At 59.9% G+C, this 13,824-nt stretch carries 16 protein-coding genes; 13 read left to right on the top strand and 3 right to left on the bottom strand.

The genetic code is table 11. From position 1 onward, the window contains the following. Positions 1-46: 46 nt before the first annotated feature. The 5 genes from QRN31_RS12930 (at position 47) to QRN31_RS12910 (ending at position 5,454) form a co-directional block, all read left to right on the top strand. Positions 47-1,258, top strand: coding sequence for an MFS transporter (locus tag QRN31_RS12930; RefSeq protein WP_285432391.1), 1,212 nt, complete (start codon positions 47-49; stop codon positions 1,256-1,258). A gap of 213 nt (positions 1,259-1,471) precedes the next feature. Beyond that, on the top strand, positions 1,472-2,398 hold the full coding sequence (locus QRN31_RS12925; protein WP_285432389.1) for a DUF72 domain-containing protein: 927 nt from the start codon (positions 1,472-1,474) through the stop codon (positions 2,396-2,398). Next, on the top strand, positions 2,395-3,192 hold the full coding sequence (locus QRN31_RS12920) for an endonuclease/exonuclease/phosphatase family protein (protein ID WP_285432388.1): 798 nt from the start codon (positions 2,395-2,397) through the stop codon (positions 3,190-3,192). The genes QRN31_RS12925 and QRN31_RS12920 overlap by 4 nt, the downstream gene beginning before the upstream one ends. Continuing rightward, complete coding sequence (clsB, locus tag QRN31_RS12915; RefSeq protein WP_285432387.1) at positions 3,189-4,481, top strand: cardiolipin synthase ClsB; 1,293 nt, start codon at positions 3,189-3,191, stop codon at positions 4,479-4,481. Before QRN31_RS12920 ends, clsB begins: the two co-directional genes overlap by 4 nt. Continuing rightward, positions 4,468-5,454 (top strand): lysylphosphatidylglycerol synthase domain-containing protein, encoded by a 987-nt coding sequence (locus tag QRN31_RS12910; RefSeq protein WP_285432386.1) that lies wholly within the window; start codon positions 4,468-4,470, stop codon positions 5,452-5,454. The genes clsB and QRN31_RS12910 overlap by 14 nt, the downstream gene beginning before the upstream one ends. Before the next feature lie 115 nt (positions 5,455-5,569). On the opposite strand, the gene QRN31_RS12905 is transcribed toward QRN31_RS12910, so the two are convergent. From QRN31_RS12905 to QRN31_RS12895, 3 genes are all read right to left on the bottom strand, one after another. Beyond that, positions 5,570-6,328, bottom strand: coding sequence for an alpha/beta hydrolase family protein (locus tag QRN31_RS12905; protein WP_259156187.1), 759 nt, complete (start codon positions 6,326-6,328; stop codon positions 5,570-5,572). Next, a complete protein-coding gene (locus QRN31_RS12900; protein ID WP_285432385.1) occupies positions 6,318-7,427 on the bottom strand; it encodes a DUF3182 family protein in 1,110 nt (369 codons plus the stop codon). The genes QRN31_RS12905 and QRN31_RS12900 overlap by 11 nt, the downstream gene beginning before the upstream one ends. Before the next feature lie 300 nt (positions 7,428-7,727). After that, on the bottom strand, positions 7,728-8,720 hold the full coding sequence (locus tag QRN31_RS12895; RefSeq protein ID WP_285432384.1) for a GlxA family transcriptional regulator: 993 nt from the start codon (positions 8,718-8,720) through the stop codon (positions 7,728-7,730). Between the two features lie 101 nt (positions 8,721-8,821). On the opposite strand from QRN31_RS12895, the gene QRN31_RS12890 reads away from it, so the two are divergent. From QRN31_RS12890 to QRN31_RS12855, 8 genes are all read left to right on the top strand, one after another. Further along, the gene (locus QRN31_RS12890) at positions 8,822-9,376 is read left to right on the top strand and encodes a cysteine hydrolase family protein (RefSeq protein ID WP_285432383.1); all 555 of its coding nucleotides are present in this window, start codon (positions 8,822-8,824) and stop codon (positions 9,374-9,376) included. A gap of 283 nt (positions 9,377-9,659) precedes the next feature. Continuing rightward, entirely contained in the window at positions 9,660-10,241 is a 582-nt protein-coding gene (locus QRN31_RS12885; protein WP_285432382.1) for a YjfI family protein, read from the top strand. A 24-nt stretch (positions 10,242-10,265) separates the two neighbouring features. Further along, entirely contained in the window at positions 10,266-10,964 is a 699-nt protein-coding gene (locus QRN31_RS12880; protein ID WP_208671235.1) for a PspA/IM30 family protein, read from the top strand. A 156-nt stretch (positions 10,965-11,120) separates the two neighbouring features. Then, a complete protein-coding gene (locus QRN31_RS12875) occupies positions 11,121-11,684 on the top strand; it encodes a rhomboid family intramembrane serine protease (protein WP_285432379.1) in 564 nt (187 codons plus the stop codon). A gap of 71 nt (positions 11,685-11,755) precedes the next feature. After that, on the top strand, positions 11,756-11,968 hold the full coding sequence (locus QRN31_RS31565) for a hypothetical protein (protein WP_414922573.1): 213 nt from the start codon (positions 11,756-11,758) through the stop codon (positions 11,966-11,968). Continuing rightward, positions 11,955-12,632, top strand: coding sequence for a DUF2491 family protein (locus QRN31_RS12865; RefSeq protein WP_285432377.1), 678 nt, complete (start codon positions 11,955-11,957; stop codon positions 12,630-12,632). The genes QRN31_RS31565 and QRN31_RS12865 overlap by 14 nt, the downstream gene beginning before the upstream one ends. Before the next feature lie 14 nt (positions 12,633-12,646). Further along, positions 12,647-13,075 carry a DUF350 domain-containing protein gene (locus tag QRN31_RS12860; RefSeq protein ID WP_285432375.1) on the top strand — a complete coding sequence of 143 codons (429 nt, stop codon included), beginning with the start codon at positions 12,647-12,649 and terminating at the stop codon, positions 13,073-13,075. Between the two features lie 19 nt (positions 13,076-13,094). Continuing rightward, positions 13,095-13,814 (top strand): DUF1190 domain-containing protein, encoded by a 720-nt coding sequence (locus tag QRN31_RS12855; RefSeq protein WP_285432373.1) that lies wholly within the window; start codon positions 13,095-13,097, stop codon positions 13,812-13,814. The last annotated feature ends 10 nt before the right edge of the window (positions 13,815-13,824 follow it).

Raw genomic sequence — 13,824 nt, 5'->3', positions numbered from 1 at the left:
ACCCCGACACTGCGCTCCATCAATCAAACCCACCGGAGTTGCAGTCATGCCCATTGCCTTGCTCGCGCTGACCCTCAGCGCCTTCGCCATCGGGACGACCGAGTTCGTCATCGTTGGCCTGTTACCCACCATTGGCGCCGACCTCGGCGTCAGCCTGCCGTCCGCCGGCCTGCTGGTCAGCCTTTACGCCCTTGGCGTTGCAGTCGGCGCCCCGGTGCTGACCGCCCTCACCGGCAAAGTCCCGCGCAAATTGCTGCTGTTGTCGCTGATGGTGTTGTTCACCCTCGGCAACCTGCTGGCGTGGAAAGCGCCGAGCTACGAATCGCTGATCATTGCGCGGATCGTCACCGGCCTGGCCCACGGGGTGTTTTTCTCGATTGGCTCGACCATCGCCACCAGCCTGGTGCCGAAGGAAAAAGCCGCCAGCGCGATTGCCATCATGTTCACCGGTCTGACGGTGGCGCTGGTCACCGGCGTGCCACTGGGGACCTTCATCGGGCAGCATTTCGGCTGGCGTGAAACCTTCCTCGCCGTGTCCGCGCTGGGTGTGATCGCCTTTATCGGCAGCCTGCTCTACGTGCCGAAAAATATCGCCCACAGCAAACCGGCTTCGCTGTTGCAGCAATTGCAGGTGCTCAAGCAACCGCGCCTGCTGCTGGTGTACGCCATGACCGCGATCGGTTACGGCGGCTCGTTCATTGCCTTCACGTTCCTGGCGCCGATTCTTCAGGACATTTCGGGTTTCAGCGCCAGCACCGTCAGCCTGGTGTTGCTGGTCTACGGCGTGTCAGTGGCGGTGGGGAATATCTGGGGCGGCAAACTGGCGGACAAACGCGGTCCGATCAGCGCGCTGAAAATCATCTTCGCCTTGCTGGCGGCTGTGTTGTTCGTGCTGACCTTCACCGCTGGCAATCCCTGGCTGGCGCTGGCCACGGTGCTGGTCTGGGGCGCGGTCGCCTTCGGTAACGTGCCGGGGCTGCAAGTGTATGTGGTGCGCCAGGCCGAGCATCACACCCCGCACGCGGTCGACGTGGCGTCGGGGCTGAACATCGCCGCGTTCAACCTCGGCATTGCCGGTGGTGCGTGGGGCGGTGGTCTGATCGTTGCTCACATGGGCCTGATTCACACGGCGTGGATTGGTGGTCTGGTGGTGTTGGTGGCGCTGGCGTTGACAGCCTGGAGTGGTCGCCTGGATCGTCTCGGTCCGGTGTATGCCGAGCCGGTTGAAGGTTCAACCCGCGTCGTCGTCAGCCACTAACCCCTTGTGGGAGCGGGCTTGCCCGCGAATGCGGTCTATCAGCCGACATCAATGCTGAATGACAAACCGCTTTCGCGGGCAAGCCCGCTCCCACAGTTGATTGTGGTGTTCGGCAAAGTACAAGCCATCCGTAAACCCGTCGAAACTTTCTCGACTGCCCCGAAGTCATCAAAAGACAGCGGGGCGGCCCAAAGACCATTAGACGGAGGCGACATGGCGGCGATTCATATCGGTATTTCAGGCTGGCGCTACACACCTTGGCGAGGAGGTTTCTACCCAAAGGGACTGACCCAGAAACGTGAATTGCAATTTGCGTCACGGGCGGTCAACAGCATTGAAATCAATGGATCGTTTTACGCCCTGCAACGGCCAGAACGCTACGCCCAGTGGTACGCCGAAACCCCGGCCGATTTCGTCTTCAGTGTCAAAGCGCCACGCTTCATTACCCACATCAAACGTCTGCGCGACATTCATAAGCCACTGGCGAATTTCTTTGCTTCCGGGATCCTGGAACTCAAGGAAAAACTCGGCCCGATCCTCTGGCAGTTCCCCCCCAATTTCAAATTCGACGCCGAACTGTTCGAAAGCTTTTTGAAGCAATTGCCCCAGGACACGCAACAGGCTGCCGCCCTCGCCCGCCAACACGATTCGCACTTGCACGGTCACGCCAGCACGAAGACTTACAAGAAAAAGCCGTTGCGCCACGCCGTCGAAATCAGGAACGAGACCTTTGTCGATCCGGCGTTCGTGCACCTGCTCAAGCGCTACAACGTTGCCTTGGTCATCGCCGACACCGCCGGTAAATGGCCGTACCGCGAAGACCTCACCAGTGATTTCGTTTACTTGCGCCTGCACGGGGCCGAGGAGCTCTACGCCAGCGGTTACACCCCCGAGGCGCTGGAGCGCTGGGGTGAGCGGATCGATGCCTGGAACCACGGCCAGCAACCGAAAGATCCGCAGCTGATCGCGCCAAAGCAAAAACCCAAGGCGCGCAAGTCACGCGAAGTGTTCTGTTATTTCGACAACGACATCAAAGTCCGCGCGCCCTTCGATGCGCGGCGCTTGCTTGAGCATTTCCACCTCGATAAAGGCCTCGCCACCGCCCCCGGTGAACCGGTTGCCGAAGGAGTGCTGCCATGAACATTTCCGAGCCGCTAGGCCATGCCGATGATCAGCCGGAAATCCTCACCGCCGTGCGGCGATTTACCGTGCTGACGGTCAACACGCACAAGGGATTCACTGCGCTCAACCGGCGTTTCATCCTGCCCGAATTGCGCGAAGCGGTGCGCAGCGTCTCAGCCGATGTGGTGTTTTTGCAGGAAGTGCATGGCACTCACGAGCATCATCCGCAGCGCTATAGCAACTGGCCGACAATGCCTCAGTACGAATTCCTCGCCGACACGTTGTGGCCGCAGTTTGCCTATGGCCGCAACGCGGTCTACCCGGAGGGCGATCACGGTAATGCGCTGCTGTCGAAATTCCAGATCGTGCGTCACGACAACCTCGACGTGTCCATCAGCGGCCATGAGAACCGTGGCCTCCTGCATTGTGTGTTGCGCCTGCCGGGCGACGGGGCTGAGGTGCATGCGATTTGCGTCCACCTGGGACTGCGCGAAACCCACCGAACGGCACAACTCAAATTGCTGGCGCAACGCCTCGAAGAGCTTGCGGCCGATGCGCCGGTGATCGTAGCCGGTGACTTCAACGATTGGCGTCAGCAGGCCGATGCGCTGCTCAAACCCTGTGGGCTGCGAGAAGTTTTCGCCGAGCACCACGGCAAACCGGCGCGCAGTTTTCCGGCGCGGCTGCCAGCGTTACGTCTGGACCGCATCTATGTGCGCAACCTCAAGGCCAGCCGCCCGCAAGTCCTGACAGCGCGCCCCTGGTCACACCTTTCCGACCACGCACCGCTATCGGTGGAGATCGAGTTATGAGCAGCGCGCCAATAGAGCCAGCCACCATTGAACACGTACCCAGCACCCCGCCGGTGCGTGAGCCCGGCGTGGTTGACGTTGAATACGGCTGGCAGGGCAACAATCGGGTGCAACTGCTGGAGAACGGCGAAGCGTATTTCCCCCGGGTGTTCGAGGCCATGCGCCAGGCCAAGAGCGAAATCCTCCTGGAAACCTTCATTGTGTTCGAGGACAAGGTCGGCAAAGAGCTGCAGGACGTGTTGATCGACGCAGCTCAACGCGGGGTGCGGGTCACTGCCAGTCTCGACGGCTTCGGCTCTGGCGAATTGAGCACCGAATATCTGGCGGCGTTGAGCCAGGCCGGTGTGCACCTGCAAATATTCGATCCGGCGCCCAAACGCCTGGGCATTCGCACTAACTGGTTCCGCCGCCTGCACCGCAAGATTGTGGTGGTGGACGGCACGATTGCGTTCATCGGCGGGATCAACTTTTCCGCCGACCACCTGGCCGACTTCGGCCCCGAGGCGAAGCAGGATTACTCCGTTGAAGTGCAAGGCCCGGCGGTGACCGATATTCATCATTTCGCCCTGATGCAGAGTGGCCGCCCGGGGCGCGCCAAATACTGGTGGCAGCGGCGCCGTCAACGACGCTCGGAACTGGCGTTCAGCGAGCACGACGGCCAGGTCAGGCTGGTGTACCGCGACAATGGTGACCATCGGACCGACATCGAAGAGGTTTATCGCCTGGCGTTACGTAGCGCCCAGCGCCGCGTGGTGATCGCCAACGCCTACTTCTTTCCGGGTTATCGCCTGCTGCGCGAAATCCGCAACACCGCGCGCCGTGGTGTTGATGTGCGGCTGATCCTGCAAGGCCAGCCGGACATGTTGGTGGCCAAAATAGCGGCGCGCATGACCTACGACTATCTGCTCAAATCCGGAGTGCAGATTCACGAATATTGCGAGCGCCCCCTGCACGGCAAGGTCGCGCTGGTCGACGAAGACTGGAGCACGGTTGGCTCCAGCAACCTCGACCCGTTGAGCCTGTCGATGAACCTTGAGGCCAACGTGTTGATCCGCGATCGCGCCTTCAACCGCGAACTGTTCGAACGCCTCGACACCCTCAGCAATCACCACTGCAAAGCCATGTCGCCGGACAAGGCGCCGCGTGGACGGGTCTGGCACATGACCGTCGGCTTCCTGGTGTTCCACTTTTTGCGCCACTTCCCTGCGTGGGCCGGTTGGCTGCCAGCACATAAGCCGCGCTTGAAGCGTTTTACCCATTCAGGGAGCGACCACCATGAGCCGCGCTGAAGCCTCCTCGACCGGCCACGCCACCGCGCCAACGAAATCACGCTTGAGCCGCTGGAAAAAGCCGCTGACGATGCTGTTTTTCCTGGCGCTGATTGTGCTGTTCACGATGCTCGCCCAGCGCATCGAATGGAACGAAGTATTCGACGCCCTGGCCGATTTCAAGGTGCGCACACTGATCATCGCGTCCGGCCTGACGCTGGTGAGTTTTCTGGTCTACGCCTGCTTCGACCTGATCGGCCGCACCTACATCCGCCAGGACCTGACCTGGAAGCAGATCCTGCCGGTGGGCATTATCAGCTACGCCTTCAACCTCAACCTGAGCGCGTGGGTCGGCGGCATTGCCATGCGCTATCGGCTGTATTCGCGGCTTGGCGTGAGCAAGGGCAACATCGCGAAAATCCTCGGGTTGAGTCTGGCGACGAACTGGTTCGGCTACATGCTGATTGCCGGCGCGGTGTTCAGCAGTGGGCTGGTCCGCATGCCTCCTGGCTGGAAGCTGAGCAGCGACGCGTTGCAGGGTGTGGGCGTGTTGTTGCTGCTGGTGAGCGCGGGGTATCTGGCGGCGTGCCGGTTTTCCAAACGTCGGGAATGGGCGATACGCGGGGTGGAAATCAACCTGCCGTCGCTGCGCATGGCGGTGCTGCAACTGGCACTCGGGGCGCTGAACTGGTCGTTGATGGCTGCGGTGATTTTCACGCTGCTGCCGAGCAAGCTCGATTATCCGCTGGTGCTGGGGGTTTTGTTGATCAGCGCCATTGCCGGGGTGATCACGCACATTCCTGCCGGGCTCGGGGTGCTGGAGGCGGTGTTTGTGGCGTTGCTGCAACATGAGGCTTCGCGGGGAAGTCTGGTGGCGGGATTGCTGGCGTATCGGGCGATTTATTTTATTTTGCCGCTGCTGATTACGCTGGTGATGTACCTGATTGTGGAAGCCAAGGCGAAGTCGTTGCGGATCTCGAAAAAACCCTCTTGAGCTTTGCATTGAAGCGCATGCCGCTATCGCGAGCAGGCTCGCTCCCACAGGTGATCGCTGCCTGAATGTGGGAGCGGGCTTGCCCGCGATGGCGTCAGCATCAACACTGCAAATCTCAGCTGGATTGAATAATGCTCAACCGCTCACCCACCACCATCTCGGTAATCCAGTCCACCAGGATCGAGGTGTATGCCTGCTGCGAAACCGGTTCGCTCAAGGCGTGATCCGCGCCATCGATGATCCGGTGGGTCAGCGAATGCGTCTGCTGACACGCAGCGCGGTAGCTCATGATGGTCGCGTGAGGCACATAGTCGTCCGTCTCTGATTCGACCAGCAGCACATCCCCGGTGAATTGCGAGCAGGCGTGCAGCGCACGGTTGCTGTCGGCACGCACCAGCGTGTTGCGGTAATCGCGCAAATCAGCCTTGTCCAGATCACGTTTGGGCGTGTGCCAGTGATCGTCGCGATACAGGGCCGGCACCCGCAGCGCTAGCCAGCGCACCGGTCGCAACGAGGTCAGGATCGATGCCAGATAACCGCCATAACTGGTGCCGACCACCGCGATGGCGGACGTGTCGAGCGCCGGATGGGCGAGTAGGCGATCGTAGGCCGCCAACAGGTCTCGCAGGTTGTCTTCACGCGTCACCCGGGACAGCGCAATGCCGGTGCCGCCGGTGTGACCGCGCAGGTCGAATGTCAGGCATACGCAACCCAGGCCGGCGATGCCTTTGGCCCGCTCAAGGTCGCGCTCCTGACTGCCGCCCCAACCGTGGACGAACAACACACCGGGCACTTTCGATTTGGGGCTCAGAAACGTCCCGCTCATCTGTTCATCGTCGATGTCGATCTGAATGGTTTCACTTCTAGCCGTCATAGGATTTGACCGTCACGTACTTGAGAAGAAAGTCAGTGGTTTGCGCCGGGCCGCGGTACACCTCGATGGCGTCCGCCGGCAGCGGTTGATCGATGTAGGTTTCCACCGAAGAGACGTGGATCGCACGCATCCCCGGGTCGTTGATGAAGCTCTGCAGCGCGGCCACTTCGGCGCTGCTGGCACCGCCCATGCGCCAGGATTGTTCCAGCACGCCGCTGCGTTGTATGCCGGCATTGTCCTGGCCTTGGGCAATGTCGTAATTGCGTCGCGAGGCAAAGAAACCGGGATAGGCTTCATTCGCGGCGCGGTCAAAAACTTGGGCCTGGTGGATTGCCAGTTGCACATCGTCCGGCAGAGGCAGCGCCAGCAGATCGTCGTAATCGCCTTGCACCACCAGCAGGTTGGAACCTCCATAAACCTGCTCGCCCTGACCGTCTTCGGTCAAGTATTGATCACCGCAGTAAGTCAGCACTTTGTCGCCGATAAAACTCTGGCCGACGCTGTGGGTGACCACATTGTCGAGGTCCTGCTCAAGCACCACACCCTGGCTGAACAGCGCTTCGGCATCGGGACGAGCCAGCACGGCATCGAACTGATCGAGACTTTTGATTACTTCCTGGCCACGTCCGGCGCAGGCATGAACCGGTTTGATGCGGATGGGGCCGCTGTCGAGCAAGTGCTCCGCCGCCGGGCGCGCATCGTCGAGGGCGAACACGCTGAGGCCATCGAGCACCACGCTGCGTACGCGTTCGCAAAACAGCGATGACCAGCCTTGCGGGGCGTGGGCCTTGTTGTTGAGCAAGCCGTGGCTGATGGCTTTGGTGCAGATGAAATCATGGTCGACATAACCGCCCCACAAATCCTCCGGCCCCATGACGCCCAGTTGCCGGGCGACAGCAACGCCCACCAGCGTCTGGGTTGGCAACAGGTAAAGGTCTCGGCCTTTATGACGTTCGGGATCGTAGCTGCCGCCGTACTTGAGCCCCAGGATCTGCGCCAGCCAGCGGGCCAGCGCGCGATTGGTCTCGACCTCATGCCGGGGCGCTTCAGGGCGGATCGAATGGGCGACCACCAGTTTTTTGCGGTTTGTTGGGGTCATGCATCCCCCTTCAATCTGCGTTTGATGAATGTAGTTTGAGGGGTGCAGGGATCAGGCCATGGGGGGGCTGAGAGAGACGGTTTTAAAATCAGTCAGTTGCGAAAAGAGTGATAGCGCAAGGCCTGCTTTATTCTGCACGACAAAGGATCTGACTCCTGCATTTTGCACGACCAAGGCTAACCACAATCCCGGTGGGAGCGAGCTTGCTCGCGATGAGGCCAGCACACGCAACATGGATACCGCCTGACACGCCGCCATCGCGAGCAGGCTCACTCCCACATTAGATTTGGGGTGTTGCGCCTACCGGATTGCGGCAGTCGGCGTAACCCCAAACCGCGCCCGGTAATCACTTGGCGCCAGCCCGGTAATTTTCTTGAAGGTCGCGCGAAACGCACTGGGGTCCTGATACCCCACCGTCCAGGCAATGTGATCGATGGTGCCGTTGGTGAACTCAAGCATTTCCCGGGCCTTGCCCACCCGCAGGTGCTGGCAGTATTCGGTCGGTTTGAGCCCGGTCGCCGAACGAAAACGCCGAAGGAAGGTGCGCTCTTCCAGCCCCGCCCGCTCCGCCATCGCCGTCAGCGAAACATCGGTGGCCCCGGTGCTTTGCAGCCAATGCTGAACCTTGAGAATCGAGGCATCGCCATGGCTCAGGATTGGTGAAAAATTGCTGCCGCATTCACTGGCGCTGTCGCTGTGTTCCACCACCAGGAAACGCGCAGTGCCGGTGGCGATGCTCGGGCCGAGCAGTCGGTCAACCAGGCGCAAACCCAACTCGGACCAGGCCATCAGCCCGGCGGTGGTGATCAGGTCGCCATCGTCGACAATGGGTGTGTCGGCCTTGAGCTTGATCGCCGGGTAACGCTCGGCGAAAGACTTGGCCGAGGTCCAATGAGTGGTCGCACTGCGGCCATCGAGCAAGCCACTTTCGGCCAACAGGATCGAGCCTACGCACACCCCGCCCAAGGTTGCGCCGCCAGCATGTTGCTGACGAAGCCAGTGAATCAGCGCCTGCGATGCCAAGCCTTTGGAAAATCCGCCAATCGACGGCGGAATCAACACCGCCACCAAGGCGTTGTCGGGCCCCGGATGGCTGTCGTAAACACGCGCGGGCGGCTGATCGCCCTCGACCTGCCAATGGCTGACCCGCAGCAACGGCAACTGCGCCGTCTGATGCTCGGCGGCAATCCGGTTCGCGACCCCGAACAAGTCTGTCAGCCCATGCACCGCCGCCATCTGCGCTCCGGGGTACATCAACACGCCCAGTTCGACGATTGCCCTTTGTGCATCCATTGTCAGTTTTACCCCTTCTATTGTCGGTGCGGCCAATCCCCGGACGGCCTGCCAGCCCCAATACTCCATTCCACACCAACCTACACGCCGAGGAAACAGTCATGGCCAAGCAAGCACTCATCCTAGTCGATATCCAAAACGACTACTTCCCCCAGGGCAAGTGGCCGCTGGTCGGAGCCGACACCGCAGCGGACAACGCCGTCCGGTTGCTCAAGGCCTTTCGCGAAGCCGGTGATTCGGTGGTGTACATCCGCCACGAATTCACCTCCAGCGAGGCGCCATTTTTTACCCCGGGCTCCGAAGGCGCGAAGTTGCATCCCAAGATTCTCAACCGCGCCGATGAGCCGGTGGTGCTCAAGCACTTCGTCAACGCGTTCCGCGAAACCGAGCTCAAATCGATCCTCGACGAGCAAGGCATCAAGGAACTGGTGATCGTTGGCAGCATGAGCCACATGTGCGTCGACGGCATTACCCGCGCCGCTGCCGATTTCGGCTACAGCGTCACTGTGATCCATGACGCCTGCGCCTCGCGCGACCTCGAATTCAACGGCATCACCGTGCCAGCCGCCCAGGTTCACGCCGCGTTCATGTCGGCCCTGGGTTTCGCCTACGCCAGCGTGATCTCCACTGACGAATTCCTGGCGGCCAGCCACTAACGCCTCAACTGATTGATCGAATTGCGAAATGGACCCGCCGCGCTTGAGCGCTGCGGGTCTTTTGTTTGCCCGGAAAAAAAGTGAGACAAAAAATCTCACGCGTGAGCTATTGAGAGCGTCGGAATTTGCCTGTAGTGTTTCTCACGCGTGAGATTTTCACAACGGAGTCACCAGTATGAAAAGTCGCTCTCCATCAGGTCCGCCTGCCGTGCCTGTAACCGATTCAGCGAGCCAGAAGGAAGAGCGCTCGAAACCGTCCGCGAAAAAACCATCGAGCTTTTATATGAAGCAGATGCGAGCGGGCCTGGCTGGCGCCGGTTATGTGAAACACGAGACTTGGGTGCTTCCCGAAAACCGAAGCCTGCTCAAGCAGATGGAGAAACAGCTACGCCAACCGATTCTGGCTGGCTCATTCATGTCGGAGAATTACATGAGCGCAGGTACTAACTGGAACATCGATCGTCTGTTCAGCGCCCTTCAGGCACTGGACGAAGTGGTTTCTAAGGACATCACGCTTTCTCTGATTCAAGGCTCCGAGTCCAGCATCAAGCTGGAAATGAACGATTTCGGTGGCCTGCCGATTTACATCGCGGTGGTGGGCGAGCAGATCATCGTCGACACGGTTCTGGTAGACGTCGAGTCGATCAAGGATGTGCCGGCTTTCAACGATGCCGTACTGCGCAGCCGCGAACTGTTCCCGCTGTCCTCGATCGGTATCGAGTCGATGCCGAACGGCCAGATCGTCTACAACATGTTCGGCGCGCTGAGCTCCGATTCCAGCCTGACCAACGTCGTGACCGAGGTCAAAACCCTGGTCGACAATGTGCAACGCGCCAGCGAAGCCTTTGAACGTTTCTTCCATTAATTTTTCAGGAATAGGGATTATCCAATGACTCAGTCCATCTGGAGCAAATTGTTCACCGCGCTGCGCGGCGGTGCCAATGAAGTCGGCGAATCGATCGTCGACCAACAGGCCCTGCGTATCCTCGATCAGGAAATTCGTGATGCTGACAGCGCCCTGGCCAACGCCAAGCGTGAGCTGGTCACCATCATGGCCAAGCACAAACTGTCGGCTGATCGCGTGAGCGAATACAACGCCAAGATCAAGGACCTGGAATCCAAGGCCCTGGCCGCCATCCAGGCCAACCGTGAAGACCTGGCAATGGAAGTGGCCGAAGCCATTTCGACCCTGACCAACGAGCTGGACGTCGAGCAAAAGCAGGCCACCGAGTTCGGTGGTTACGCGGACAACATGCGCAAAGACATCACCAAGGCCGAAAACCGCATCAAAAGCCTGCGCCAGCAAGTGGACATGGCCAAGGCGCGTGAAAGCGTACAAAAGGCCCAGGTCAGCGCGTCCATCGCCAGTGGCGGCGCCAACGGCAAGCTGGAAACGGCCGTCGGTACACTGAACCGTCTGCAAGCCAAGCAGCAGCAACGTGCCGCTGAACTGCAAGCTCAGGACGAACTGGCGGATGCGTCGACCGGTACTGACCTGGAGCGCAAATTGCGCGAAGCCGGCATCACACCGGATTCGGGCAGCGCCAATGCGATCCTGGAACGCCTGAAGCAGAAGTCGGCCGAGTAACTTTGCCGGACGCATAACCTGTGGGAGCGAGCTTGCTCGCGATTGCGGTTTGCCAGTCGACATTAATGCTGACAGACACATCGCCATCGCGAGCAAGCTCGCTCCCACATGGATCGGTGCTGATTCATTGCCCTTCTTTTTACGTCGAGGTCAAGGATGGATGCCCTGAAGGGTTTCAAGACAATCGCCGGCGTGGCAGTTTTCATGGTCGCGCTGCAGGTGCTCAACGCCGTAACCGACTACAGCCTTTTGTCATTTGGCCTGGTCCCGAGAACGCTCTTCGGGCTGCCCGGCATCCTCACCTCGCCTTTTCTCCACGCCTCATTTGCGCACCTGAGCGCCAACCTGATCCCGTTTTTGATTCTGGGCACGCTGGTCATTATCGAAGGGCTCAACCGGTTTATGGCGGTCAGCGCCATCATCATTGTGCTGGGCGGCTCGCTGGTCTGGCTGTTCGGTTTCAAAGGCGTACACATCGGCGCCAGCGGCTGGGTGTTCGGGCTGTGGGCATACCTTCTGGCACGTGCCTGGTTCCAGAGAAGCTGGGGCAATCTGATTACAGCCAGTGTCGTGGCGCTGCTCTATGGCGGTTTGATTTTTGGCTTCCTGCCTCGTCAGGGTGTTTCCTTCGAAGGTCACCTCTTTGGTGCGTTCGCCGGATATATTGCGGCCAAGGTACTTTTTTCTGCGCCGCGCAGCAGGTTTAATGCCGCCCGGTAACCGCTATCAGGCTTTCATATGCCGAGGCGATTACGTCGCCAGGAATAAGCCCCCACGGAGTCAGGGACGAAATGTCGATTTACCTTTTAATGCGCCTGTACGCCTCGTCCCTCTTCCACCGATTCGGCTGGGCAGGCCCGTTGCAACCCTCGTCAGACGATCTGACCCTGACCACCGTGCTGGCGGTCAATCAATTAAGCCCGGTCGGGCAAGTCCTCGCCCACTTCAATGACAGTGAAATCGCCTCCACTCGCCTCAAGGAAATCTCCAATGGGATGGTTTAAACAATTGATGGGGCTTGAGGCCCCGAACGCGAATACCGATTCGAAATGGACGGCCAGCGAAACCGCATCACCCGCCACCGGTCCGTTGGGACTGGCCTTGGGCAAGGGCGTGATGTTCGACACGTCCCTGAGATTGTTGCTCGACGGCAACACCACGGTGACCATCCCGGGCTCCCAGCAGATCTGGAGCAACGGCACCATTGACCTCGGGCAGTCGACCTGGCTGTCGCGCTATTACATGAACGACGAAGACTACTGGCTGCAGGTGCATACCACCGGAGACATCGCCGGGCAGGTCGAGTCGGTGATCCTGTTCAATTACCTCAGCTACATCACCATCAGCAGTGAAGCGGAACTGCGTCGGCTGGCCGGTCCGCAAAGCCTGATCGGGCTGCCGACCTACACCCACAACGGCGTGGAATACACCCGCGAATGGGGCACCGAGAATGGCCAGACAGAATTGGTGGCGTTAAGCGAACAGCTGAAAAATCCGGACGAGTCCTACAGCATCGAGCACCGTTCGATGCTGTACGCCCGCGAAACCGGCCTGACCGATCGCCGGGAATTCCTGCTGTTTTCCGTTGAAGAAGACGCTGAAGGCACCATCAGCTTGAGCACGTCCTTGGGCGTCTCGCTGTACACAACCGACCTGAACACGTTCTAAAAAGGAACAAGTCCATGCTAGAAGCGCTCTCCATCTCCCTGAACAAAGCCGCCGTGCTCGGATTTGTTTCCTACCTGCTCGGCGCCGCGGTGTTGTTCGCCCTGTTCCAGTTCATCTACACCCGCATCACTCCGCACAAGGAATTCGAGCTGATCCGTTCGGGCAACGTGGCCGCCGCAATCGCCTTGGGCGGTGCAATCATCGGCTTCGCCATTCCGGCCAGCAACGTGATTGCCTACTCGATCAGCATTCTGGACTTCGCTGTCTGGGCGGTGATTGCAGCCCTCGTTCAATTGCTGGCATTCCTGGTGACCAGCCTGGTGCTCAAAGGCACCTCTGAACGCATCAGGAAAGGTGAAATCGCGGCCGGCATCTACGTCGCAGCAGTGGCCATCAGCGTCGGCATGCTTAACGCCGCCTGCATGACCCCTACCCAGAACTGATTGCGCAACGGAGATCCCGATGAAACGAAGCAAGTACGTTCAGCTCTCGCTGGCCGCATCGGTCGCCATGGCGATATCCGGTTGCGGGCCGACGGAAAAAACCTACGCAGTGCAGAAGAAGTACAACTTCCAGTCCGTGCAGCAGTGCGCCGATGAAAAATTGCCGGTGGATGTCTGCTCTGACGCCTACATGACCGCCATGGCCGAGCATCGCCGTATTGCGCCGGTGTACGACAACCAGGCCGATTGTGATGCCGACTTTGTCGCCGACTGGTGCCAACAGGATTCCGCTGGCAAGTTCATCCCCAAGCTGGGTGGTTTCGAACTGACCGCCGACGGCCAGGTCACGCAATCCCAGGTCGACGCCGCCAAGGCTCAATTACCCGCCTCGGAAACGGCGAACACAGGTGGCTCGGGTTTCTCCACCAGCAGCCTGCTGACCGGCCTGCTGATCGGCAACATGCTGAGCAGCAACCGCAACAGCTACTACTCCGAGCCGGTGTACCGTTATCGCGATGATCGCGGTAATTACGGTTCTTCAACGCTCAACCAGCGGATTTCCAAAGGCTCGACGTTTACCAAGTCCAACCAGGCCAGGTACGGCAGCAGCAACTACGCCGACTCGGTCCGTTCTTCCACCAGCAAGCCGGTTTCCGTTGCCTCGTCCACCTCACGTGGCGGCTTTGGCAGCAAGGCCAGCGCACGCAGCGGCTGGGGCGGCGGCGGTTCAAGCAGTTAAGGAAACCGGA

It is taken from the genome of Pseudomonas sp. fls2-241-R2A-110, from assembly GCF_030209165.1.
GTDB lineage: Bacteria > Pseudomonadota > Gammaproteobacteria > Pseudomonadales > Pseudomonadaceae > Aquipseudomonas.
Note: the sequence above shows the minus strand (reverse complement) of the source record. Positions and strands in the feature narration are given on the sequence as shown.

Bases quoted from the DNA above. Each gene is read 5' to 3' on its own strand.
- QRN31_RS12930 (WP_285432391.1), top strand. From the start codon at position 47: ATGCCCATTGCCTTGCTCGCGCTGACCCTCAGCGCCTTCGCCATCGGG.
- QRN31_RS12925 (WP_285432389.1), top strand. From the start codon at position 1,472: ATGGCGGCGATTCATATCGGTATTTCAGGCTGGCGCTACACACCTTGG.
- QRN31_RS12920 (WP_285432388.1), top strand. From the start codon at position 2,395: ATGAACATTTCCGAGCCGCTAGGCCATGCCGATGATCAGCCGGAAATC.
- clsB (WP_285432387.1), top strand. From the start codon at position 3,189: ATGAGCAGCGCGCCAATAGAGCCAGCCACCATTGAACACGTACCCAGC.
- QRN31_RS12910 (WP_285432386.1), top strand. From the start codon at position 4,468: ATGAGCCGCGCTGAAGCCTCCTCGACCGGCCACGCCACCGCGCCAACG.
- QRN31_RS12905 (WP_259156187.1), bottom strand. From the start codon at position 6,328: ATGACGGCTAGAAGTGAAACCATTCAGATCGACATCGACGATGAACAG.
- QRN31_RS12900 (WP_285432385.1), bottom strand. From the start codon at position 7,427: ATGACCCCAACAAACCGCAAAAAACTGGTGGTCGCCCATTCGATCCGC.
- QRN31_RS12895 (WP_285432384.1), bottom strand. From the start codon at position 8,720: ATGGATGCACAAAGGGCAATCGTCGAACTGGGCGTGTTGATGTACCCC.
- QRN31_RS12890 (WP_285432383.1), top strand. From the start codon at position 8,822: ATGGCCAAGCAAGCACTCATCCTAGTCGATATCCAAAACGACTACTTC.
- QRN31_RS12885 (WP_285432382.1), top strand. From the start codon at position 9,660: ATGAAGCAGATGCGAGCGGGCCTGGCTGGCGCCGGTTATGTGAAACAC.
- QRN31_RS12880 (WP_208671235.1), top strand. From the start codon at position 10,266: ATGACTCAGTCCATCTGGAGCAAATTGTTCACCGCGCTGCGCGGCGGT.
- QRN31_RS12875 (WP_285432379.1), top strand. From the start codon at position 11,121: ATGGATGCCCTGAAGGGTTTCAAGACAATCGCCGGCGTGGCAGTTTTC.
- QRN31_RS31565 (WP_414922573.1), top strand. From the start codon at position 11,756: ATGTCGATTTACCTTTTAATGCGCCTGTACGCCTCGTCCCTCTTCCAC.
- QRN31_RS12865 (WP_285432377.1), top strand. From the start codon at position 11,955: ATGGGATGGTTTAAACAATTGATGGGGCTTGAGGCCCCGAACGCGAAT.
- QRN31_RS12860 (WP_285432375.1), top strand. From the start codon at position 12,647: ATGCTAGAAGCGCTCTCCATCTCCCTGAACAAAGCCGCCGTGCTCGGA.
- QRN31_RS12855 (WP_285432373.1), top strand. From the start codon at position 13,095: ATGAAACGAAGCAAGTACGTTCAGCTCTCGCTGGCCGCATCGGTCGCC.